Source organism: Salinibacillus aidingensis, assembly GCF_055393355.1.
On the sequence record NZ_AP043759.1, the window covers coordinates 790,373 to 813,681 of the forward strand.

Below are 23,309 nucleotides of genomic sequence, written 5' to 3' on the forward strand. Positions count from 1 at the left end.
AGATGGCAGAGACTATGATTCAATTAAAAAATATCACCAAGCAATATAAAGAGAATAAAGCTGTTAAACAATTAGATCTTTCCATTCATAAGGGTGAGGTTTTTGGATTATTAGGACCAAATGGTGCAGGTAAATCCACAACGATTTATATGATATTAGGTCTGACTGAGCCTACAGAAGGGGAAGTATACGTCAGTGGCATCCATGCAACAAACAAACCTATAGAAGTTAAGAAAAAGGTGGGCTTTCTTCCGGACAATGTTGGATTTTATGAGGATATGACTGGGATGGAAAATTTAATTCTAACCGGGAAATTAAATGGTTTGGGCCGTGTGGAAGCCAAAAAAAGGGCGACTCATTGGCTGGAACAGGTTCGTATGGATCACGCGGCTGCTAAAAAAGTTGGAGAATATTCCCGTGGGATGAGACAGAGATTAGGGCTTGCCGACATCCTGATGAAGGATCCGGAAGTGGTTATTATGGATGAGCCAACTTTGGGAATTGACCCAAAAGGGATTAACGAGCTATTGGAGTTAATCCGTAACCTTAGTGTCGATCATGGGTTAACTATTCTGCTCTCCTCTCACCAGCTGCATCAGGTACAGCAGATTTGTGATCGTGTTGGTATCTTTGTAAAAGGCGAACTGCTTTCCTATGGGGATATAGAGGACTTACAAAAAACACTGTTAGATGACACATTATTCTTATATAAAGCAAAAGTAAAGGGTCCAAGTCATCAGCTTGTTGAAAAGCTCAGTATGGAACCCAGTGTAGAGTCTATTGATTGGGATGAAGAAGCCTATTACATTAGACTAAATAAAGAAGATCAAGGGGAGCTGGCCAAATTTTTCATCTCCAATCAATACGATTTGCTGTCCCTGAAGCGAATGTCTTATGGGCTGGATGATATTTACCAGCGCTATTTCGAGGGAGGTGAAATCAGTGATTGAAGCTATTAAGGATAAAGAGAAGTGGATTCAGCGGATTCAGGATTTTGCCAACAGCTCAATTTGGATATTAACCCGGAAGGAAATCGCAGACCATATTAAAAGCTATCGTTTCAACATATTAATGGCCATTATTTTACTCACATGTGTGGGATCCTTGTATACGGCCTTCTCCTCTATTCGGGATGTAGCGTCTAATTTGGAAAATAATCAAAGCCTTTTTCTATATCTAAGAGTATTCACGATTACAGGCGAAAATGGAACACTGCCATCTTTTGTGACGTTTATCAGTTTTCTTGGCCCTCTGCTGGGGATAAGTCTTGGTTTTGATGCGGTAAATAGTGAGAGAAATAAAAATACATTACTTCGGATTATGTCCCAGCCTATACCACGAGACTACATTATTTTGTCCAAGTTCCTGGGTTCGCTCGCCGTGATTGCCGGATTTATCTTTTCGCTGGGACTCTTAGTGATAGGAATCGGAATTCTATCAATGGGAATTCCCCCAACGTTTGGTGAGGTCATTCGAATATTAACCTACTTAATTATGATTATCATCTATATCGGATTTTGGCTTTCGCTATCCATTCTTTTTTCAATACGTTTTAAGCAGGCGGCCACATCGGCGCTGGCAGGAATTGCAATCTGGTTATTCTTCAGTATTTTCTATCCCATTATTGTCAACCTGATTGTGAATGCTTCTGTCCCGGATCAGTTATTTCAGGGAGCCGGCTCTGTAGGTGCCCAGGCTGAAAGTCAGCAGCTGTTAACAACATTGATGAGATTTTCACCTAATTATTTGTTTTCAGAAATTACGACCATCCTACTCATTCCAAGTTTCAGGACGTTAGGTCCTATCTCCATGGAACAGCTGGCAGGCAGTGTTTCTGCTCCCCTGGGATTAGGGCAGAGCTTAACAATTATCTGGCCACAGGTAATTGGAATTTTGTCAGCAGGAATGATTTGTTTTGCCATTGCCTACTTTATCTTTTTATTTCAGGAAATTCGTTCATAATAGAAGAAACCCGGAATATTCCGGGTTTCTTCTATTATGATAGTAATAGGGCCTTTTGTACTGGCCGCTAAAATTATCACATCTGCCTCGAAATGGTCGGCATTAATCATCGACGTTTAACTGACGGAAAGATTCCCTTAACTGAATGTGGAAGTCAATCATTTGATTAAGATAATCGGATAGCTCATTCAGGTCTGAAGTCTTACGGTTTGGATGCTCATGGAGCTCCTGCTGAATCGTTTCTAGGGCGTCCATCTGATGTGCGGATGCATCGAGCCACTTGTTGATATAGTTGTTCATAAATGTTTTAAATATTTGATGATTTGCTTCATATAAATCCTTGCGCACACCTTTTCTCCATACACGTGTAACCAGATTCGCACCAGACAAACTTCTGATGCTCGTGCTCATAGAGGTTTTGCTTTTACCCAGGGCTGCTCCCATTTCATCAAGTGTCTGTGGTTTATTCTTTAGATACAAATAAACGAATAGTCTAGCTTCAAGTGGGGCCATTCCGAACATTTCTATAGTCTTGGCAAATTCAATAATAATTTTATTTGATATGTCCTCTACAGTAGTTACGTTCATACAATCCCCCTATATGTACTGCTATATAAAGGTTACACGAAAACAACAATCAATAAAACCAATGGATAGGGTAGAAAAATGGCGAAAAAAAGAGATACTAAAAGAATAAGTTCGCACATGTTTATACAGAATAAACTGTACATAAAAAACATACAAAATCATCGGTATTTAATATTTGAAATTTATGTACCTTTTGCTTTATAGTATTAAGAGTGGTCGATGCAATGCAATGCAATGGTAGCAATTAAATGTAAATCATTACCAAATTGAACGAATTTAGTTTGGTGAGATATTCCTGTTAAATCCATAGGAGTGTGTGCAGGACAGTACTTCTCTCTGATAGCAGAAAAAAAGATGTGCGATTTAATAGATTTTAAATAAATAATCTTTGAAAAATTAATCTATTATTTGTTTCAGAGAGGATCAAAAATGAATTAAGGAGTTAAGAGAGGTGAAACGATGAGTAAGATTAAAGTGGACCGATTAACAAAAGTTTTCGGTAAACGTCCGAAACAAGCCGTGAAATACCTCGATGAAAACAAATCGAAAGACGAAATTCTCGAGATGACAGGTATGACGGTTGGTGTCAATCAGGCATCGTTTGAAGTTGAGGACGGTGAAGTATTCGTTATTATGGGTTTATCCGGTAGTGGTAAATCTACACTTGTCCGTATGTTGAACAGGCTCATTGAACCAACTTCAGGGGATATATGGCTTGGAGATGAAAATGTTACGGAAATGAACAAAGAACAATTGCGTAACTTACGCAGAAAGAAAATGAGCATGGTTTTCCAAAACTTTGCCCTTCTCCCACATAAAACCATCCAAAAAAACACAGAGTATGGTCTTGAAATTCAGGGTATTGATAAAGAGACTCGTGCCCAGAAAGCACAGGAAGCACTCGAACTTGTTGGTTTAGGAAATTATCTTGATAAATACCCAAATGAACTTTCTGGTGGTATGCAGCAGCGTGTTGGACTTGCAAGAGCGCTCGCTAATGATCCTGAAATTCTATTAATGGACGAAGCATTCAGTGCATTGGATCCATTGATTCGTAAAGATATGCAGGATGAACTGCTGGATCTTCAGCAAAGTATGAGTAAAACGATTATCTTTATTACACACGACTTGGATGAGGCGCTTCGAATAGGTGACCGTATTGCATTGATGAAAGATGGAAGCATCGTTCAAGTTGGTACAGCTGAGGAGATTCTAATGGACCCTGCTAACGATTATGTTGAACGCTTCGTTGAGGATGTTGATTTATCTAAGGTCCTTACAGCTTCACATATTATGAAACGTGCAGAAAGTATCGCTGTGGACAGAGGTCCAAAAGTAGCCTTGAAGCTCATGAGAGAATATGGTATTTCCACTCTATATGTTGTGGACAAAAAGAAAAAATTACTAGGCTATGTAACAGCAGATGATGCAGCAGCAGCAGCGAAAGAACAAAAAGGTCTGGAAGAAATTTTAACTTCCGATATTCCAACAGTGCATCCAGATACATTGCTTGCTGATGTGTTTGTACCATTGTCTGATGATAAGGCACCACTGTCTGTTGTCGATGATGAAGGTCGACTTGTGGGAATTATTGTACGTGGATCTGTTATTGGCGCACTAGCTGGAGATAATGAGGCATTAAACGGAGATGGGGGTGTTGGAGCCAATGGATGAGACTCAACTATTTCCCAAACTCCCATTAGCAGAATGGGTTGAATGGTTTGAAGAATTTTTAAAGACATATCTTTCTGGATTTTTTGATGGCGTTACAAATATTATTGAATTTGTAACAGAGAATTTTGTTCTATTATTAACATTGGTACCGCCTTTTGTATTAATCATTCTGGTCGCACTGCTTGCATGGTGGATTGTGAACTGGAAAATTGGTGCTTTTGCTCTTATAGGACTAGGTCTTATTAACAACTTAGGCTATTGGCCTGAATTAATTGATACTGTAGCACTTGTTATTATATCTGTTCTGATATCTATGCTTATAGGTATTCCAATTGGGATATGGATGTCACAGAAGAATTCGGTGCAGGCTGTCATAACACCAATTCTTGACTTCATGCAGACAATGCCGGCCTTTGTTTACTTAATTCCGGCAGTTGTTTTCTTCAGCCTTGGTATGGTACCAGGCGTTGTGGCAACGATTATCTTTTCGATGCCACCTACTGTAAGACTGACAAACCTTGGTATCCGTCAGGTTGATCAGGAGCTTATTGAAGCATCTAACGCTTATGGATCAACAACTGGACAGAGGCTGACTAAGGTACAGATTCCTCTGGCTATGCCAACGATTATGGCTGGTATTAACCAGACCATTATGCTATCCCTTTCAATGGTTGTTATTGCTTCCATGGTAGGGGCACCTGGTCTTGGAACCATTGTATACAGAGCTGTAACACAGGTTCAGGTTGGACTAGGATTTGAAGGTGGTTTATCCCTTGTTATTCTTGCGATGTTACTTGATCGTATCTCTCAAGGGGCAAATAAAAAATAAGATGTTCACGGGTAACTGCATCGCTAAATGATGCGGTTCCCCGAACATATATATTATTAAAACTTTAGGAGGAATACATCTTATGTTTAAGAAATTTAAATTTCTTGGTTTAACCGCAGCACTATTACTAGCACTTCTTTTAGCAGCATGTGGTGGCGGTGAAAACACCGATGATAGCAGCGATAACGCTGACAACGGAAATGCTGAAGAATCAAGCGGTGTAGAACTAGGTGAATCTGAATTAGAAATTCCGTATGTAGCATGGGCAGGTGCTCTTGCACGTACTCCATTAGTTCAACAGGTTCTTGAAGAGGTAGGATACACTGTAGAAACTACACAAGTGGAAGCAGGAGCTATGTGGTCAAGTGTTGCAAATGATGATGCGTCATTCATGACAGCTTCATGGCTGCCAGCTACCCACCAATCATACTGGGAGCAATATCAGGATGATGTAGAAGTTGCTGGTGAATTTGTAGCACAGGCACCACTTGCATTAACTGTTCCATCTTACATGGAAGATGTAAACTCTATTGAAGACCTTAAAGGTAATGAAGAATTAGGTGAAGCAACAGAGTGGCAAATTATAGGTATTGACCCAGGTGCCGGAATTATGCAGAATACACAAACAGCACTTGAAGAATATGGTCTGGAAAACTGGACACTGACTTCCAGTTCTGAAGCTGCCATGCTTTCTGAGCTGCAAACTAAGATTGAAAATGAAGAACCAATTATCGTACCACTTTGGAAGCCACACTGGGCATTTGCCGAAATGGATCTGAAAATGTTAGAAGATCCTAATGAAGTTTATGGTGGTGCTGGTGACCGCATCGAAGCTATCGCACATAAGAGCTTCAAGGAAGATTCACCTGCAGCTTACGAAGTGATTCAACGCCTAACAGAAGACTACAACACTGAAATGGAAAACGAATTGCTAGTAGCTATCAACGGTGGAGCTGAACCAGCTGATGCAGCAGCTCAATTCCTTGAAGACAATCCAGATCTTCTTGAAAAATGGACAAAAGATCTAGGTGAATAATCTATATTGAATAACTGTAAAAAGGCTGTCTCTACATTGAGACAGTCTTTTTATCACGTATTAACTGGCCGTAATACCCCCACTTCAAATTTTGAGGGTAACCCAACAAGACTAAGTGGAGGATAAACGGCTAGTAAAAACCTGATAAGTTCAACTAACCATCAGTGGGGGATGGGAAAACCCCCACTGATGGAAGTTTCACTTTATATAGGTGAAGCCAAGTGCAGAGATTTGGGGGTCAATCAGGATTCACTGATCATTGATTTTCTGTGATATATGAATGTTAATATAGGCTAATGATTTTTTTCCACATAAAAAAGTGTATGTCCTATACGAACATACACCGTTATCCTTATTCGTTTTCTTTTTTAGCTGCATTCATTTTTTCTTCTAATTCCTTCAGGCTGTCCTCTACATTTTTTAAATGCTCCTGGATATTTTCCTGATGTGGTTCAATCGTCTTTTTCCAATTTTCAATAGATTCTTTTACATCCTGAGAGAGTTCTTTTAGAAGAACCGCACCTTCTTTTGTTGTTTTAGTCAATTGATTTTTCAAATCCAGACCTTCGTTTTTTAATTCTTCAATCGTTTGTTTAAGCTTTACACTTTGTTCTCTTGCTCTTCTGCGTACGTCTTGTCCGGAAGATGGTGTTGTAAGTAAAGAGGTGGATGCACCGATGACACCACCAAAAATGAGGCCAAGTAATAATGATTTTCCTTTTGACATATCATTACCCCCTTTAGTAGTAAAAATCGATCGTTGATGGAAATGAGCGATTTAATCATTCAGTAATCAATCTGTATACAAAACAATAAAAGCGTAATCATTTCCTTATAGTTATTATTATAACGCTTTTCATTCATAATGTTTAGGAAAAACGTAAAAATAAGTGAAAAACAAAACTCCAGAGCATCACTGCATCTGGAGTTTTACGTAAATATTCTTAATGGAACAACCCTATAGATTTCTATGCCTTTTGCAATGTGATCGTGGACCGTTTCATGATGGACTGAAGTATTGGATAAACAACAAATATAATAATGGTATTGGCAATCGTTGCCGGGATAACGACTGAAGCAAAGAGTGCGCCAAAGCCTGCTCCCAGTTCAACACCCAGAATAAATAGTGCAACGGATAAGAAAATCGCTCCACTAATCATGGTACCGATGGCAGTCATGACTGGTGCTGAAATAACATCTTTCACTCCTTTGGATAGCAATACATAAAGTCCAAAGAATATAAAGGCAGTAATTGGTTTATCAATGAGATTTGAAATCTGTCCACCAGGCATTGTTGTTGTTAATGCGGTTAATAGTCCTGTAGCCACCGAAAGCACGAGTACATATTGAACCTTTGGAAACAAGAGTATCCCCAGGAACATCATCGCCAGTTGCAGGTCATGCTTCATTCCGAAAAGAACACCGGGCATTACCAGGTGCAATACAGTACCAATCCCGATAAATAGGGAAAGCAAAATTAAAACACGTGTATCCATTTTCATTTGTAAATCCTCTCCTCATCTAAACTATTCTCAACTAATGTCTTTCCAATCATATCCTGGTGATTGATTGCGAAAGAGTTATCATCATTATAACAGAACCGCGTTACCAGCTAAAGAAAAAGTTTCAGGGATTTATAAAATTTTTCAGAAAATTAATCGATATTTTTTGTAACCTCGTCTGCAATCTGTTGCAGATCATGCTCATCTGGATGTGTTTCCCATTTCAGGTCAAACCCGTCCTTATCATCATCATATCTCGGTATTAAATGTATATGTAAATGAAAAACAGTCTGACCGGCAAATTCTCCATTGTTTTGCAAAATGTTTAAGCCCTTAGGCTGGTATGTTTTTCTGAGAGCATTCGCTATTTTAGGAATTCTGGAAAATACCTTCTCAGCAACTTCCGGGTCTGTCTCAAAAATGTTCTCTGTATGGTTTTTGGGAATCACTAAGGTATGTCCCTTTGAAACTTGACTGATATCAAGAAAGGCATATACATCATCATCTTCGTAAATTTTTGCTGAGGGAATTTCACCATCTAAAATCTTACAAAAAATACAGTCTGCCATGATTATCCTCCTCATACTATTGTTTCCTTTATTGTAATAAAGGGAAAAAAACAATGCAATAAGAAAAGCGAAGGCGACCGGTTAGGCCCGACGGCATAAGCCGAATCTCCGGAGTGGCCGTATTTCGGCCATGGAGGAGATTCGGCTTATGACCGCTTGGGCCTGGGAGCCGTAGCTGGACAATAAGAAAAGCGAAGGCGACCGGTTAGGCCAGACGGCATAAGCCACAAAAAAGGCAGAGCAACATGTGCTCTGCCTTAAGGAACGGGGATGCATACTGTTGATGAGATGGGGAATACGTTCAGACTATACCTAGTCTGGACGCAATAGTCTACAGTAGCTTTACGGGAATCATCAAGTGTGAAAGAAAGTTGCCTTTCACGAACACCCCATTTCAAAAATGGTTCATTTTAACGTGAAAGAATAATGTCTTTCACCAACACCCCACTTTAAATGGTTTGACGTTCGAGACAATGTTTCACGACTGACTATCTGCCCCGTTCCTCAGTTATTATTGTGTTCAGCATAAACAGGAATTATTCATCTTTTGCAAATCAAAATGTTGATGGTAAAATTTAGATTAGGTATGTGATGGAAGGTGGAGGTAAATCAATGGATCAATTATTAAAGCTGGAGAATGTTCTCGGAGGATATACACAAAAGAATGTTTTAAAGGGGATATCCTTTGATGTACGCCCGCATGAAATTGTGGGATTAATCGGTCTTAACGGAGCCGGAAAAAGTACATCAATTAAACATATTATAGGACTCATGGAGCCAAAAAAAGGGACAATCTCCATTAATGAACAGACATTTCAGGAAAACCCTGAAGATTACCGGAAACAATTTGCTTATATTCCGGAAATGCCTGTTTTATATGAAGAACTGACTCTATATGAGCATCTGCGCCTGACTGCAATGGCCTATGATATACCAGAGGATGAGTTTGAAAAGAGAATCGAGCCCCTCCTGAAGGAATTTCGGTTAGAGAAAAAATTGAAATGGTTCCCTGTTCATTTTTCAAAAGGGATGAGACAGAAAGTGATGATTATGTGTGCCTTTCTCATTGAACCATCCCTCTACATTGTAGATGAGCCCTTCGTCGGACTGGATCCATTAGGGATACAATCCTATCTGCAAATGATGGATAATATGAAAAAACAGGGAGCAGGTGTGCTTATGTCCACACATATACTCTCCACGGCTGAGCGGTACTGTGACCGGTTTGTGATTCTGCATGATGGAGAGGTGCGGGCAAAGGGAACACTGTCAGAGCTTAGAAAGGAATTTCAAATGCCTGATGCTACCCTGGATGATTTGTATATTCAATTGACGAAGGAAGATCAGCATGTTTGATGCCAACGAATTATGGAAAAAAAGATTAGGGGCTCATCTGAAAGAAACAGGCCGGTACATGCGTCTCATTTTTAATGACCATTTAGCTTTTGCCTTGCTGTTTTTTATTGCTGCCTTTGCTTACTTTTATCAGCAATGGCTTGAGAATCTGCCGGAAAATTTCCCGGTTGCATGGATTATGGGAATTGTCTTAGGTTTGCTGGTCACCCATAGTCAGGTCCGAACCCTGTTGCAGGAAGCAGACACCGTTTTTCTTCTGCCTGCCGAGCATAAAATGGGAAGCTATTTTCGCAAGGCATTCTGGTACAGTTTTTTCACTCAGCTTTACTCTTTAGCACTGGGATATGCAGCATTAAGTCCTCTTTATTTAACTGCTTATTCGGACAGGGGAGGCGAATGGTTGATTTACCTTGCTGTCATTCTGATCATCCTCAAAGTCTGGAATCTGCTATTAGGCTGGTGGTTATTAAAAGAGCGGGATGTCCAATATCGCTGGATGGACACTATTTTACGTGCTGTTCTGAACATATTAATTGTGTGCTTCTTTATTCAGGGGGATGCCATACTTTATGTCAGTATGATGACGATCATATTGACGGGATACTTCCTGTTGCTGTATCAGGTTTACCGGAAAAAGCAGGGCGTTGCCTGGGATTTACTGATCGAAAAAGAGGAAGCGAGCATGCAGGCCTTCTACAGATTAGCAAACATGTTTACGGATGTACCGCATTTAAAGAAAAAGGCTAAAAAACGACATTCACTTGTCCGTATGCTCATTCAGCCCGTACCCTTTGAGCAGAGGGAGACCTTTACGTATTTATATCGGATAACATTTGTGAGAAGCAGTGATTATCTTGGAATGTATGTAAGATTACTTCTCATTGCAGCATTCTTTATATTCTGGATACCGATAATATGGTTCAAGCTGGTCTTTGCATTGTTATTCATCTATCTGAGTGGGTTTCAGCTTATTACGCTTTGGAATCACCATAAGACGATTGACTGGCTGGATCTGTATCCAATTCCCAAAGAAGTAAGAAAGCGCTCTTTACAGCAGTTTTTACGGTTTGTCATGCTCATAAAGACATTTATCTTAGGCTTTCTAATGCTTTGGGCTGCATCCTGGCAGGAAATGATTCTGTTTTGGGCTCTGGGTGGATTATTTACTCTCATATTTGTGAATACATATGTGAAGAGCAGGCTGGAACGAAAGCGGACAATATAGATCAAAAATGAGGGAATGATCACATGCAAGCCTATGAACAACAGGTTCTTAAGGAAGCTTTAAAATGGAAACGGAAAATGAAGAGAAAGTCTTCACTGGTACAAAAGGCATCGAAATCCGTACAGACTAAAATCAATCAGAAAATTCCGGATCAGGCTCATAAAGTGATTACGGAGAGCATTCGTAAAATGATAGAAGTATCTTTAACTAGCTCCGCATATATTTATAAAGTTGAAGTAAACCCGGAATGGGGATTCGAAAAAAGGGAACAGGAAATCAGAGAACGTCTGCAGAAGTATCGGAATACGGCTGCGGTTGAAGGTGCCGGTACAGGTGCTGGTGGTATTTTCTTAGGTATGGCAGATTTCCCCATGCTTTTAAGTATAAAGATGAAATTTTTATTTGATGTGGGGCAGCTATACGGGATGAATGTCAACAACTACGAAGAACGAATGTATTTGCTTCATCTATTTATGCTGGCTTTCTCAGGTGATCAAAGCCGGGCCCGTGTGTTACACAGAGTCGTTCATTGGGAACAGGAAAAGGAAAAATGGGCCGAAATTGACTGGAAGGAGCTGCAGCAGGAATATCGGGACACGATTGATTTTGTGAAAATGCTCCAGCTTATTCCCGGCTTTGGTGCCGTTGTTGGGGCGTGGGCGAATTCCCGATTATTAAACCAGCTGGGAGAAACAGCCATGAATGGATATCGACTCAGGCTGCTGGACGGGAAGAATAATTAGATGATAACGAAACAAACAAGAGCATCCAGGCTATGTGATGAACCCTGAGATGCTCTTGTTTTGTGTTTTTGAAAAATCGTTATCACGTATTAACTGGCCGTAATACCCCCCACTTCAAGTTTTGAGGGTAACCCAACAAGACTAAGTTGGGGATAAACGGCCAGTAAAAACCTGATAAGTTCAACTAACAAGAAAAGCGGAGGCGACCGGTTAGGTCATGCGGGATAAGACGAAGACATGGAGTTGCATGGGCTTGGCCACGGAATGGCTTTGGCTTATATCCGCCTTGACCTGGGAGCCGCAGCTGGCCAAATCAGTGGGGGATGGAGAACCCCCCCACTGATGGAAGTTTCACTTTATGAATGCTTTTCCTGATAGCTTCGATAAGCCTGCAGCAAAGTTTTGGCGTCCAGTGGAAGGGCCCTTTCATCGAAGTCAAATTTCGGATGGTGATGAGGGTAATTCTCTTTTTCTTTTTGAGCTCCAGTAAAATAAAAGGCACCCGGTTTTTCCAATAAATAATAGGCAAAATCTTCACCGGTCATGGAAGGTTCCACTTCCTCCGTATCCTTTATTCCCGGAACGTTTTTTCCTTCCTTGAGAATCAGTTCAGCCTCATCCGGATGATTCACAACAGGTGGATAACCCTTAGCGTAATGAAAATCATAGTCTGCCTCATAGGGAAGACATACACTTTTTATAATGCTCTCCATCTGCTCAATAATCTTTTCCTGAACATTCGCATCAAAGGTTCGAACAGTTCCAACCAGTTTAGCAGAGTCTGCAATAATGTTGAAGGCCTGGCCGGCTTCAAAGGTTCCGACAGTAACGACACCTGTTTTCAGCGGATCAATACGGCGGCTCATAATTTGCTGAAGCTGTGTGACCAGCTGTGAGGCGATGACAATGGCATCCTTTGTCTGGTGAGGCTTTGCTCCATGGCCACCTTTCCCCTTAATGCTAATTTCAAAGCGATCTGCACCTGCCATAAAATTTCCTTTAGAGGTATGCAAAAGCCCAAGGGGGGTATCTGTCCACAGGTGCGTGCCAAATACAGCATCAACGTTTTCTAATACACCTGCTTCAATCATCGGTTTTGCCCCACCTGGCGCATATTCTTCAGCAGGCTGATGGATGAAAATTATCGTTCCTGGAAGCTGTTCCTGAAAGGGAAGGACAGCCTTTGCCAAACATAACAGAGCTGCTGTATGTCCATCATGACCACAGGCATGCATGACACCTGGAACTTTTGATTTATACGAAACTTCATTTTCCTCCTGTATGGGGAGTGCGTCAAAATCAGCACGTAAAGCCACAGTTTTACCTGGTTTTCCACCCTTTAGAGTGGCTGTGACACCATAACCTCCAATATTCGTACGGCAGGGTATGCCCAGCTGATTATAAAAATCGGCTATGTACTTTGAGGTTTTTTCCTCATGAAAGGATAGCTCCGGATACTGATGAAGATACCGGCGGATGTTGACCATCTCATCAAATAAGTCATCAACAGCCTGAAAGATTTTGTCCCACATATGAATCTCCTCTCCACGTATTTAATCGTGATGCAGCTGTCCGTCATATTCTCCCTTTAATACATGGAAGGAGAGATATAAAGGTACGGGTTAACAGACGCTGACATCCCGATAAGATCACTATATAGTTAAATTATAACAAATAAAGGCCTGTCCCCCAATCCTTTCCGCACAGATAACAGACCTGTTATGATTATACATCCTTCAGCAGTCGCTCAATCCCCACTTGTGGTGCATTTCGTCTGCAAGGCTATAAAACCATCTCGCTATACTGAGTCGTTATGACAGATCGATGTCTTTTTATCCCGGAATTTAAAAAATCAGTCCACAGGCGGAGACGGAAACCAACTTCTGCTTGTATCCTGATTATTTAGCAGGGATATATACTGGTTATATTCAAGTCAATGTAACTCTGAGCTTTATTCTTAGCAGGTGTAAAGAAAAAGAAGGAATTTTGTCGTCTTTGTATAATACAATGATTATGGAAAGAAGAGGGTGAATATGAAATCACAAAGCTTAGTTAAAGTTCTTTTATCATTCTTATTGATTGCTGCGGGTGTTTTTCTCATATTGGAGAATATAGGCATTATTTCCGTGGAAATATCCGATATTATTGCAAAAAACTGGCCGATTCTATTAATTGTGATTGGCCTGAAGTGGTTTGTCGACAGTTTTCGAGATAGCAAAGGGGGTAGCTGGGCTTTTGGCTCCTTTCTCGCTATTTATGCGTCTCTTGTTGTGTTAGGGAATTATGGCGTTCTTTCCTTTGGATTCGGTGATATTTGGGAATTATGGCCCTTACTTTTGATTTATATTGGTTTGCATTTTTTATTTTTCACGAAAAGGAAGGATAAAAAAGGGAATGGAGTAAAAGTCACCATTGATTCAGACCGTGGGAATACCAAAAATAATCACTCATTTGTCGGATCCCATAATTTTAACGAAGAAAATTGGACAGTAGAGCCCCTGGAAATGTGGTCAGGAGTAGGAGATTACTATTTTGATTTTACAAAGGCTTATATTCCAAATAGAGATACCCCTATTACAATCAAGGGCTGGGTAGGGGATGTGCGTATGCTGATGCCTGAGGATATAGCCTTCAGGATCGATGCAACGGCAAGTGTAGGTGATATTAAAGTGCTGGAGAAAGAGGCAAATGGTGTATCAAAGAATCTCGTTTATCAAACCCCTGACTATGAAGAGGCTGTTCAAAGGCTGACCATTCATCTTCATCTCCAGGTGGGCGATATTCGGATTGATCGGGTATAGGAGAGAATATATATGTTTCACAAACTCAATAGTCTGCGCTTTCAGATCGTACGTACACAGTTTCAGACCATTTATTTTTCCTTGTTAGTGATTGCCTGTGTGTTATTTTTTACATATTCGGTCATCCATCCATCCTGGCTGACTCTGGAAGCCATTTTTTTCAGTATATTATTAATCTGCCTGTTGATGACCCCTGTTGCTATGTACGTAAGCTTTCATTATGCAGGTCAGGTCAAGGAAAGAATGGATGGAATATCGGTTCTAATTACACAATTGGCGAAAGGGAAATATGGTGCCAGAATCATTAATCAAGATTATAAGAGTTCAGGTGATGAGATTGATTACATAGCCGATGATTTAAATCAATTAGCCGAAAAAATGGAAAAGCAGGTGAAGTCCCTGCAGCGGATGGCTGATGAGAAGAATGACTTTGCCCAGGAGGCACACAAAGTGGCGACCATGGAAGAAAGACAGCGACTGGCAAGAGATTTACATGATGCTGTCAGCCAGCAGCTATTTGCGTTAACCATGATGTCACAGGCTACCGTAAAATTGCTCGATAAAAAGCCGGAAAAAGCTAAGGAGCAAATGAAGGAAGTCGCCCAAATGGCTCTGCAGGCCCAAACAGAAATGCGGGCACTATTGCTTCACCTTCGTCCTGTTCACTTATCCGGGGAATCCTTACAGACAGGCATTGCAAAACTGATAGAAGAACTGAAACAGCGCTGCTCCATTGATTTTCAGGTGAACTTAGATGACACCTTACATCTGTCAAAAGCCACCGAAGAGCAGCTCTTTCGAATGGTACAGGAAATTCTCTCCAACATTCTCCGGCATGCACAGGCCAGTCATGTACTCCTGGAACTGAAACAGCGTGAGGAAAGTGTCACACTTTATATTCGGGATGATGGGAAAGGATTTAATGTCAGTGAGAAGACGGAAAATCAAGCCTCATATGGGTTAAAGACCCTGAACGAACGGGCCGGGGAACTTGGGGGTTCCTTTATTATACGTTCTAAAGAGGGAGAAGGAACATATAGTACGATACGTATACCACTCTAGGGGGAAGAAGATGAATGAAAAATCAAATAAAAGTATTAATTGTGGATGATCATGAGGTTGTTCGAAAAGGAATTTCAACCTATTTAATGACAGACGATGACATTGCAGTCACCGGGGAAGCAACCAGTGGGAATGAAGGCTGTGCTCTGGCGAAGAAGGAACCGCCGGATGTGGTTCTGATGGATTTAATTATGAATGATGGGAATGGAATTGAGGCAACCAGAGAGATTATGTCCTTTCACCCTGAATGTAAAATTATTATTCTGACAAGCTATTACGATGATGAAAAGGTGTTTCCAGCCCTCAAAGCAGGTGCATTCAGTTATATGCTGAAAACTTCCTCAGCAGAAGAAATTGTCGATGCGATTAAAAAGGCCTACAAGGGTGAAAATGTTATTGAAGCTAAGATTGCGGGTAAAATGATGAATCGTTTCAGAGCGTCCCATTCTCTTCCTCATGAAGAACTGACAGAGCGGGAGAAGGAAGTCCTGATCTGTATTGGGCAGGGATTAACCAATCAGGAAATAAGTGAACAGCTCTTTATTGGAATTAAAACCGTGAAAACTCATGTAAGTAATGTTCTTAGTAAGCTGGAGGTTCAGGACCGTACCCAGGCGGCGGTATATGCACACAAAAACGGTCTGATGAACGATTGATCAAATATAGATTTCCCTCTGATGTTCTATGAATTATGTTATGATAAAATAGACTTTAAGATTTGACTGGAATTTTTCAGTGAGGAGATATACATATGACGTTTAGCAAGACTGAGGAAAATCTGCTGTTAATCATATGGGGAACAGCCTTTATCGCTACTTGTGGAAGTCTGTTTTATTCGGAAATTATGCAATTTGAACCCTGCAAATTATGCTGGTTCCAACGAATTTTGATGTATCCACTAGTCGTGATTATTGGCACAGCTATTATCAAAAAGAATGCTCAGATCGCGTTGCCGGGATTTATCTTGAGTATTATAGGTGCACCACTTGCTCTCTATCACTATATCATTCAGAAGGTAAATAGTGCCGGGGCTGCTGATTTTTGTGGACAGGGGGCTTCCTGCACAGCAGAGTACGTTAATTATTTTGGTTTTGTTACGATACCATTTCTTTCATTGTTTGCTTTTACAGCAATCGTAATCTTATTTATTGTCAGCTTTACAAAGAGAAGGGGATGAAAACGTGAAAAAAATATTCATTATCGGTGGAATCATAGTCGTATTATTCGGGGCACTTATTGCTGTTGTACAATATCAGAATAATGATTTATATGGAAATCAGATAAAGCCGGATGAACTGCAGCAATCTCTGGACAACGGGGAAGACAAGACCATTTATTTCTATAGTCCGGAATGCCCGCACTGTAAAAAAGCCACTCCAATTGTTGTTCCACTAACGGAGGATTTGGGAATTAACATGGAAAAGGTCAATGTTCTGGAGTATGAGGAAGCTTTGCGCCAATTTAAAATTGAGTATACCCCAACCATTGTCCGCTATGAAGATGGAGAGGAAGTCAAGCGCTTTGTCGGAGCAGCTGAGGAAGAAAAATACAGAACCTTTTTTGAGCAGAATGTATTAGATGAATAAGTGGTACTGAAAAGCCCATGGCTCTAAGCTGAACAATAGAGCTATGGGCTTTTTCTTATGATTCGGTTGAAACCATGGAATAGGCGGTTACATAGGACGGACCTGCGCTGTAAGAAGGCCGATCCTGTTTTTGATCAGCATTCCCTTTATGGGCTTTCGCAAAGGATTGGGAGTTTTTCCAGTTTTGAAAGCTCTTTTCGTCCTCCCATTGAGTGAGAATAATATAAGTATTGCCATGAACAGGTCTTAAAACACGGATGGCCTGAAATCCAGGCATTTCTTCAATTTTTCCCTGCCGGTTCAGAAAACGATCCTCAAATATCGGACGTCCTTCGTCAGTGACAGGAATGTTATTCATCACCACATAGCCTTCTTCCTGCATTTCTCCAACGTAGTCAACCGTTTCATACGTTCGTTCCTCTGCAAATAAATCATCATTATTCCCTTCGTAGTAGGCCAGACCATTTTCCCCATTCTGCATGATGAGAATTCGGGCTTCCGGATGGTCCTGCTTAATTTTTTCTAAAAACTCCACGGTACCATTGGTCATAAGGACTTGCATATCCATTCTCCTTTCATATGCTTCCTATTATCAATCTGCCCATAGACTTATCAAGGCAGACATTTAATTATAATTTACGACAATTTTATCGTATAATAGGAGTGATAATGGAAATTTCGACATCTGTTTGAGGTGCTAATTGTGTTAAAACGAACCCGGATAAAGGAATTATGGAATCAACAGCATCCTGCTGTGAAATGGGCACTGATTCTTGGTTCAGGTACGATTCTGCTGAGTATCATTGGCTTTTCCCTTATTTTACTAGGAGGGAAGTGGGTTGTCGATGATAAAGGATTTGTCTTTTCAGAAGCCACGGTCATTCAAACAGAAAGTGGCGAAGAAGTAGCTACTCTTTACAGTGAGAATCGTACATATGTACCGATTGATCAGATTCCGGATTATGTTCAGAATGCTTTTATTGCAATTGAAGATCAGCGGTTTTACAAGCATGCGGGGGTTGATCTGATTTCTGTGGGAAGAGCCGTTTTTCGCGATTTAATTGCTTTTGAGAAAGTAGAAGGGGCCAGTACGATAACCCAGCAGCTGGTGAAAAACCTTTTCTTAACGAATGACAAATCATGGATGCGTAAAACCAAAGAAGTGATGGGTGCTATTTATCTGGAGAGGAATATGAGCAAAAATAAAATCCTCGAGTATTACTTGAATGAAATCTACTTTGGACACGGGGTATATGGAATTCAGGAAGCATCCCGATTTTATTTTAATAAAAATGTACAGGATTTAACCGTGTCAGAAGGGGCAATGCTGGCTGCTATTCCTAAATCACCTACGTATTTTTCGCCAGTTGATTATCCGGACAATGCAAAGGAAAGAAGAAACCTGGTTTTAGCTTCCATGCAGGAAATGGATATGCTAGACGTTGAAGAAATGACGTCATTACAGGGAAAGACGCTTGGAATCGAGCAGGGGAATCCGGATAAGCGACCGTGGATTGAAACCTATGTTGATCTTGTATTAAAAGAAATGGAGAAGAAATTCCACATTAGTCGGTCTCAGGTCTATCGCGGAGGCTATACAATTGTCACAGGCATTGACCCTGACATTCAGCGAATCGCCTATGAACGATTCCAAATGGACGAGTATTTTAAGGGTGGTTCGACAAAAGGGATGGAAGGAGCATTTGTACTTATTGATCAGGAAACAGGGGCGATTACAGCAGCCCTTGGAGGCACACAGTTTGAGCGTGGCGATTTAAATCGAGTATCGGTCAAACGTCAGCCTGGATCAGTCATCAAACCACTCTCAGTATACGGACCTGCTCTTGAAACAGGGAATTATACGCCTTATTCTTTGCTGGTGGATGAAAAAAGAACCTACCAGGAAAACTATACACCGGAAAATTATAATGATACATACGAAGGAAAGGTAACGATGTATGAGGCGTTGGTTCAATCCAAAAATGCACCTGCTGTCTGGCTGCTGAATGAAATAGGAATTCCATATGTGAAAGGATATTTTGATGGCTTAAATATTTCCCTTCCTGATCAACAGCTAGCCATTGCACTGGGAGGTCTATCACGAGGGATCAGTCCTCTGGAGATGGCAAAAGCCTACCGTACCTTTGTTCATCAGGGCCAGTCTGTGGAGCCTTATGCGATTATACAGGTGAAGAAGGATGGGGAAGTGGTTGGAAAAGTCGAGATGAAAGAAAATCAGATTTTTGAGCCACAGACAGCCTGGAATATGACCAAAATGCTTCAGGCCGTTGTAAATGACGGAACAGGAAGTTATGGGCAATTTTCTAAAGCACTGGCAGGAAAAACAGGTACAACCCAGCACCCCAGTGTTTCCGGTATGAATAAGGATATCTGGTTTGCAGGCTATACACCTGAATATGTGGGTGCAGTCTGGATGGGATATGACAGGACAGATAAAGAGCATTATGTAAAAAGCGGGAGCAGTGCACCGACCAAATTAATGAAGGATATATTAACAGATATCGATCAGAAACGTTCCTTGGCAAAAGAGTTTAACAGACCGGACAATGTAAGGGAATTGTCGGATCCTGTCAGACTGCCTGTGGTTGATGATCTACAAGTGGACCGCCGATTTGGTATTTTCTCTGGCGTAACAGCTGAATTGACATGGACACCTTCAGAGGATGAACGGGTCATTTATCGTATTTATGAAAAGAGTGCGAATGGCTCCACTTTGATAGGGGAGGTTGAAGGCAAGGGAACATTTGAAGATGAGAATATCAGGATGCTGGAGAAAAAGACGTATTACATTGTGCCCTATAACCCGCTGAGTAAGGAAAGTGGCCAGCCATCCAATGAAGCAGTCATTGATTAAGACAATTTCGTGACAAAACATTCGCTTTAGTGTACAGTCAAAATGTTTTCGTATACCATAATAGTTGGATATGAGATGAATAGAGATGAAGGGTGACAGTAGAATGAAGGCATTTAATGATACGATTTTAAAAGCGTATCGGGGGGAGAGTACCTCATACGTACCTTTATGGTTTATGCGTCAGGCAGGGCGATCCCAGCCTGAATATCGAAAATTAAAAGAAAAATATTCATTATTTGAAATTACCCATCAACCGGAGCTATGTGCCTATGTAACCAGGCTTCCTGTTGAAAATTACAATGTTGACGCAGCCATTTTATACAAAGATATAATGTCCCCTCTGCCTCCAATTGGGGTTCAGGTTGAGATTCAGCCTGGCGTGGGACCTGTTATTGATAACCCCGTCCGTTCGAAAACAGATATAGAACGTCTCGGGGAGATTGACCCGGAGCAGGACGTTCCCTATGTCCTGAAAACAATCGAAATCCTCTCAAAAGAGCAGTTGGATGTACCGTTGATTGGCTTTAGTGGTGCACCATTTACGCTAGCGAGTTATATGATTGAGGGCGGACCTTCGAAAAACTATAACAAAACCAAAGCCATGATGTACGGAGATCCGGAAACATGGTTTGCACTGATGGACAAACTAGGTGACCTGATTATTCGCTATGTGAAAGCGCAAATTAAGGCAGGAGCCAGTGCTATACAGATTTTTGATTCCTGGATTGGCGCTGTCAATGAAGAGGATTACCGAATTTTTATTAAACCGACGATGGAAAGGATATTTTCTGCAATAAAAGAAGAAGGAGTTCCAGGTATCTTATTTGGTGTAGGTACCGGCCATCTTCTTAAGGAATGGAATGATTTGTCTGCCGATGTGATAGGTCTTGACTGGCGAACCTCCATTCAGCAGGCACGAAGCATGGGGATTACAAAAACCCTCCAGGGAAATCTTGACCCGGCCGTCTTACTTGCGGATTGGGATGTGATTGAAGAGAGGGTTAAGAGGATTTTAAATCAGGGAATGAGTCAGCCAGGATATGTGTTTAACCTGGGACATGGAGTATTTCCGGATATTAACCCGGGGACATTGAAAAAATTAACAAGCTTTATCCATGAATATACCAAACAATCATAATAAACGAGGTGTTGAAAATGACGAAGAAAAAAATGGGACTATTAGTGATGGCGTATGGTACACCATACAAAGAAGAAGATGTTGAACGTTATTATACGGATATCCGTCACGGAAGAAAGCCTTCTGAGGAAGATCTTCAGGACTTGAAGGATCGTTATAAAGCAATTGGAGGCATATCACCACTTGCTCGTATAACCAAGGAACAGGCAACTTCTTTAGAACAGCAATTAAACGAAATGCAGGATGAAGTAGAATTTCATATGTATCTAGGATTAAAGCATATTGAGCCATTTATTGAGGATGCTGTGGAAGAGATGCACAATGACGGCATTGAAGAAGCTGTAAGTATTGTACTGGCTCCTCATTATTCCACATTCAGTGTAAAATCCTATAATGGTCGTGCTCAGGACAAAGCCGATCAATATGGAATTAAGTTGACCTCAGTAGAAGACTGGTATGATGAGCCTGGATTTATTGATTTCTGGGTAGAGCAGATTAACAAAGTATATGGCGAGATGACAGATGAGCAGCGTGACAAAGCTGTATTAATCGTATCTGCACACAGCCTGCCGGAAAAAATACTGAAGGATGGCGATCCTTATCCGGACCAGTTAAAGGAAACAGCAAGATTAATTACAGATAAAGCGGGAATTAAAAACTATGAAATCGGCTGGCAGAGTGAAGGAAACACTCCTGATCCATGGTTAGGTCCAGATGTACAGGATCTGACAAAAGACTTATACGAGCAGAAAGGATACCGTACTTTTGTATATGCTCCTGTAGGATTTGTGGCTGAGCACTTAGAGGTTCTGTATGACAATGACTATGAATGTAAAGTGGTTTGTGAGGAACTGGGTGCTGATTATTTCCGTCCAGAAATGCCAAACAGCCATCCGCAGTTTATTAAAACTTTAGCCAATGTTGTATGGAGCAAGGCTAAAAGTGGGGTTCAAAATGGGTAATAAACAGATTGCAGTCATAGGCGGCGGAATAGCAGGGCTAACCGCTGCCTATTACTTACAAAAAGAAATTAGAACCCATCAGCTTCCTTATGAAGTGAAGCTGATTGAAGCAAGTGAGGAATTAGGCGGTAAAATTAAAACCGTAAAAAAGGATGGCTTTACTATTGAAAGAGGCCCGGATTCCTTTTTGGCAAGAAAGACAAGTGCTGCACGACTGGCAACTGAGGCGGGACTTGAAGATGAGCTGATTCGTGTTTCATCAGGAAAATCGTATATATTGGCCAATGGGGAATTACATAGTATGCCAAAAGGCTCTTTTATGGGTATCCCGACACAAATCAAACCATTTGTAACGTCAAGTTTATTTTCGATTCCAGGTAAGCTGAGGGCTGCGGGAGATTTTGTTCTTCCTAAAGGAAAACCCCAGGAAGATCAGGCCCTGGGACACTTTTTCCGCCGACGTCTTGGAAATGAAGTTGTGGAAAATATGATTGAACCATTACTGTCAGGGATTTATTCCGGGGATGTAGACAAGTTAAGTTTAATGGCAACCTTCCCGAACTTTTATGATATGGAGCAGAAATATGGCAGTCTGATCCGAGGTTTACAGGAGACAACCGCAAAACCATCAAAATCAGGTACCCAAAAGAAGCCGGGGATGTTTTTAACCTTGAAAAACGGTCTTTCTTCCCTTGTTACTGCTGTTGAAGAGAAACTGGAGGAAGAGACTGTTCTTAAAGGTGTCGCCGTAAATCAGATTGAGAAGAAGAATGAATCATATCAACTGTCCTTAAGCAATGGGAAAGCATTGAGTGCAGACGCTGTCATCATGGCTGCTCCTCATTTAGCGGCTCAGAAAATGTTAAATCAATATGACTTTATGAATGAATGGAAGGAGATGCCTTCTACAAGTGTAGCCAATGTAGCCATGGCTTTTGATGCGGCTGATATTGAAGATGATATTGATGGCACAGGCTTTGTAGTATCACGGAATAGTGATTTCCGAATTACCGCCTGCACCTGGACACATAAGAAATGGCCTCATACAACACCTGAAGGAAAAGCACTGGTTCGCTGTTATGTAGGAAGACCAGATGATCAGGAGGTTGTCCATTTCTCGGATGAGGAAATTGAAGAGATCGTATTACGTGATTTAAATAAGCAAATGAAGATTAAAGGGAAACCTGAAATGAAAGTGGTCACACGCTGGAAAAATGTTATGCCTCAATATACTGTTGGTCACAAACAACGTGTTCAGCGAGTGAAGGAACAAATGGAACAGCACCTGCCCGGTGTCTTTTTAGCTGGCAGCTCTTATGAAGGCATAGGATTACCCGACTGTATTGATCAGGGCGAGAATGCTGTAAGAGATGTTCTTGCGTTTTTAAATAAATAATACGG

Annotated in this window: 23 protein-coding genes; 17 read left to right on the plus strand and 6 right to left on the minus strand. The window is 41.0% G+C overall.

The features are described from left to right. Positions 1 to 2 precede the first annotated feature (2 nt). Both ACZ5OK_RS04345 and ACZ5OK_RS04350 read left to right on the plus strand, forming a co-directional pair. Positions 3 to 950: an ABC transporter ATP-binding protein gene (locus tag ACZ5OK_RS04345; RefSeq protein ID WP_343839606.1), complete on the plus strand. Its 948-nt coding sequence runs from the start codon at positions 3 to 5 to the stop codon at positions 948 to 950. After that, complete coding sequence (locus ACZ5OK_RS04350) at positions 943 to 1,962, plus strand: ABC transporter permease (protein WP_343839607.1); 1,020 nt, start codon at positions 943 to 945, stop codon at positions 1,960 to 1,962. Before ACZ5OK_RS04345 ends, ACZ5OK_RS04350 begins: the two co-directional genes overlap by 8 nt. 102 nt (positions 1,963 to 2,064) lie before the next feature. On the opposite strand, the gene ACZ5OK_RS04355 is transcribed toward ACZ5OK_RS04350, so the two are convergent. Next, complete coding sequence (locus tag ACZ5OK_RS04355) at positions 2,065 to 2,550, minus strand: GbsR/MarR family transcriptional regulator (RefSeq protein WP_343839609.1); 486 nt, start codon at positions 2,548 to 2,550, stop codon at positions 2,065 to 2,067. 459 nt (positions 2,551 to 3,009) lie between these two features. On the opposite strand from ACZ5OK_RS04355, the gene ACZ5OK_RS04360 reads away from it, so the two are divergent. The 3 genes from ACZ5OK_RS04360 (at position 3,010) to ACZ5OK_RS04370 (ending at position 6,089) form a co-directional block, all read left to right on the plus strand. After that, entirely contained in the window at positions 3,010 to 4,224 is a 1,215-nt protein-coding gene (locus tag ACZ5OK_RS04360; protein WP_044161015.1) for a quaternary amine ABC transporter ATP-binding protein, read from the plus strand. Continuing rightward, positions 4,217 to 5,053, plus strand: coding sequence for an ABC transporter permease (locus ACZ5OK_RS04365; RefSeq protein ID WP_343840276.1), 837 nt, complete (start codon positions 4,217 to 4,219; stop codon positions 5,051 to 5,053). Before ACZ5OK_RS04360 ends, ACZ5OK_RS04365 begins: the two co-directional genes overlap by 8 nt. Positions 5,054 to 5,135: 82 nt before the next feature. After that, on the plus strand, positions 5,136 to 6,089 hold the full coding sequence (locus tag ACZ5OK_RS04370; RefSeq protein WP_343839611.1) for a glycine betaine ABC transporter substrate-binding protein: 954 nt from the start codon (positions 5,136 to 5,138) through the stop codon (positions 6,087 to 6,089). 352 nt (positions 6,090 to 6,441) lie between these two features. On the opposite strand, the gene ACZ5OK_RS04375 is transcribed toward ACZ5OK_RS04370, so the two are convergent. From ACZ5OK_RS04375 to ACZ5OK_RS04385, 3 genes are all read right to left on the minus strand, one after another. After that, complete coding sequence (locus tag ACZ5OK_RS04375; protein ID WP_343839613.1) at positions 6,442 to 6,816, minus strand: YtxH domain-containing protein; 375 nt, start codon at positions 6,814 to 6,816, stop codon at positions 6,442 to 6,444. 241 nt (positions 6,817 to 7,057) lie between these two features. Then, positions 7,058 to 7,591, minus strand: a complete 534-nt coding sequence (locus ACZ5OK_RS04380) for a tryptophan transporter (RefSeq protein ID WP_343839616.1) — start codon at positions 7,589 to 7,591, stop codon at positions 7,058 to 7,060. Positions 7,592 to 7,743: 152 nt separating this feature from the next. After that, positions 7,744 to 8,160 carry an HIT family protein gene (locus tag ACZ5OK_RS04385; RefSeq protein WP_343839618.1) on the minus strand — a complete coding sequence of 139 codons (417 nt, stop codon included), beginning with the start codon at positions 8,158 to 8,160 and terminating at the stop codon, positions 7,744 to 7,746. 612 nt (positions 8,161 to 8,772) lie between these two features. On the opposite strand from ACZ5OK_RS04385, the gene ACZ5OK_RS04390 reads away from it, so the two are divergent. From ACZ5OK_RS04390 to ACZ5OK_RS04400, 3 genes are read left to right on the plus strand one after another with little or no spacing between them, the layout of a single operon-like run. Continuing rightward, the gene (locus tag ACZ5OK_RS04390; RefSeq protein WP_343839620.1) at positions 8,773 to 9,516 is read left to right on the plus strand and encodes an ABC transporter ATP-binding protein; all 744 of its coding nucleotides are present in this window, start codon (positions 8,773 to 8,775) and stop codon (positions 9,514 to 9,516) included. Then, positions 9,509 to 10,741, plus strand: coding sequence for an ABC transporter permease (locus ACZ5OK_RS04395; RefSeq protein WP_343839622.1), 1,233 nt, complete (start codon positions 9,509 to 9,511; stop codon positions 10,739 to 10,741). The genes ACZ5OK_RS04390 and ACZ5OK_RS04395 overlap by 8 nt, the downstream gene beginning before the upstream one ends. 23 nt (positions 10,742 to 10,764) lie before the next feature. Further along, a complete protein-coding gene (locus ACZ5OK_RS04400; protein WP_343839624.1) occupies positions 10,765 to 11,484 on the plus strand; it encodes an EcsC family protein in 720 nt (239 codons plus the stop codon). A 356-nt stretch (positions 11,485 to 11,840) separates the two neighbouring features. Here the strand turns inward: ACZ5OK_RS04400 and ACZ5OK_RS04405 are convergent, their stop codons facing one another. After that, positions 11,841 to 13,016, minus strand: a complete 1,176-nt coding sequence (locus ACZ5OK_RS04405) for a M20 metallopeptidase family protein (RefSeq protein ID WP_343839625.1) — start codon at positions 13,014 to 13,016, stop codon at positions 11,841 to 11,843. A 501-nt stretch (positions 13,017 to 13,517) separates the two neighbouring features. Between ACZ5OK_RS04405 and liaF the strand changes: the two genes are divergently transcribed. The 5 genes from liaF (at position 13,518) to ACZ5OK_RS04430 (ending at position 16,933) form a co-directional block, all read left to right on the plus strand. Continuing rightward, a complete protein-coding gene (liaF, locus tag ACZ5OK_RS04410; RefSeq protein WP_343839626.1) occupies positions 13,518 to 14,285 on the plus strand; it encodes a cell wall-active antibiotics response protein LiaF in 768 nt (255 codons plus the stop codon). 12 nt (positions 14,286 to 14,297) lie between these two features. Continuing rightward, positions 14,298 to 15,347, plus strand: coding sequence for a sensor histidine kinase (locus ACZ5OK_RS04415; RefSeq protein WP_343839627.1), 1,050 nt, complete (start codon positions 14,298 to 14,300; stop codon positions 15,345 to 15,347). A gap of 14 nt (positions 15,348 to 15,361) precedes the next feature. Continuing rightward, a complete protein-coding gene (locus ACZ5OK_RS04420; RefSeq protein WP_343839628.1) occupies positions 15,362 to 16,003 on the plus strand; it encodes a response regulator transcription factor in 642 nt (213 codons plus the stop codon). 95 nt (positions 16,004 to 16,098) lie between these two features. Then, complete coding sequence (locus ACZ5OK_RS04425) at positions 16,099 to 16,524, plus strand: disulfide oxidoreductase (protein WP_343839629.1); 426 nt, start codon at positions 16,099 to 16,101, stop codon at positions 16,522 to 16,524. A 4-nt stretch (positions 16,525 to 16,528) separates the two neighbouring features. Beyond that, positions 16,529 to 16,933 (plus strand): thioredoxin family protein, encoded by a 405-nt coding sequence (locus tag ACZ5OK_RS04430; RefSeq protein ID WP_044160983.1) that lies wholly within the window; start codon positions 16,529 to 16,531, stop codon positions 16,931 to 16,933. 55 nt (positions 16,934 to 16,988) lie between these two features. On the opposite strand, the gene ACZ5OK_RS04435 is transcribed toward ACZ5OK_RS04430, so the two are convergent. Then, the gene (locus ACZ5OK_RS04435; RefSeq protein ID WP_464758502.1) at positions 16,989 to 17,495 is read right to left on the minus strand and encodes an antibiotic biosynthesis monooxygenase family protein; all 507 of its coding nucleotides are present in this window, start codon (positions 17,493 to 17,495) and stop codon (positions 16,989 to 16,991) included. 141 nt (positions 17,496 to 17,636) lie between these two features. On the opposite strand from ACZ5OK_RS04435, the gene ACZ5OK_RS04440 reads away from it, so the two are divergent. The 4 genes from ACZ5OK_RS04440 (at position 17,637) to hemY (ending at position 23,304) form a co-directional block, all read left to right on the plus strand. Further along, positions 17,637 to 19,808, plus strand: a complete 2,172-nt coding sequence (locus ACZ5OK_RS04440) for a transglycosylase domain-containing protein (RefSeq protein ID WP_343839635.1) — start codon at positions 17,637 to 17,639, stop codon at positions 19,806 to 19,808. A gap of 103 nt (positions 19,809 to 19,911) precedes the next feature. Next, positions 19,912 to 20,946 carry a uroporphyrinogen decarboxylase gene (gene hemE, locus ACZ5OK_RS04445; RefSeq protein WP_343839637.1) on the plus strand — a complete coding sequence of 345 codons (1,035 nt, stop codon included), beginning with the start codon at positions 19,912 to 19,914 and terminating at the stop codon, positions 20,944 to 20,946. Positions 20,947 to 20,963: 17 nt separating this feature from the next. Continuing rightward, a complete protein-coding gene (gene hemH / locus ACZ5OK_RS04450; RefSeq protein WP_343839639.1) occupies positions 20,964 to 21,908 on the plus strand; it encodes a ferrochelatase in 945 nt (314 codons plus the stop codon). Beyond that, the gene (hemY, locus tag ACZ5OK_RS04455; protein WP_343839641.1) at positions 21,901 to 23,304 is read left to right on the plus strand and encodes a protoporphyrinogen oxidase; all 1,404 of its coding nucleotides are present in this window, start codon (positions 21,901 to 21,903) and stop codon (positions 23,302 to 23,304) included. The genes hemH and hemY overlap by 8 nt, the downstream gene beginning before the upstream one ends. Positions 23,305 to 23,309 lie beyond the last annotated feature (5 nt).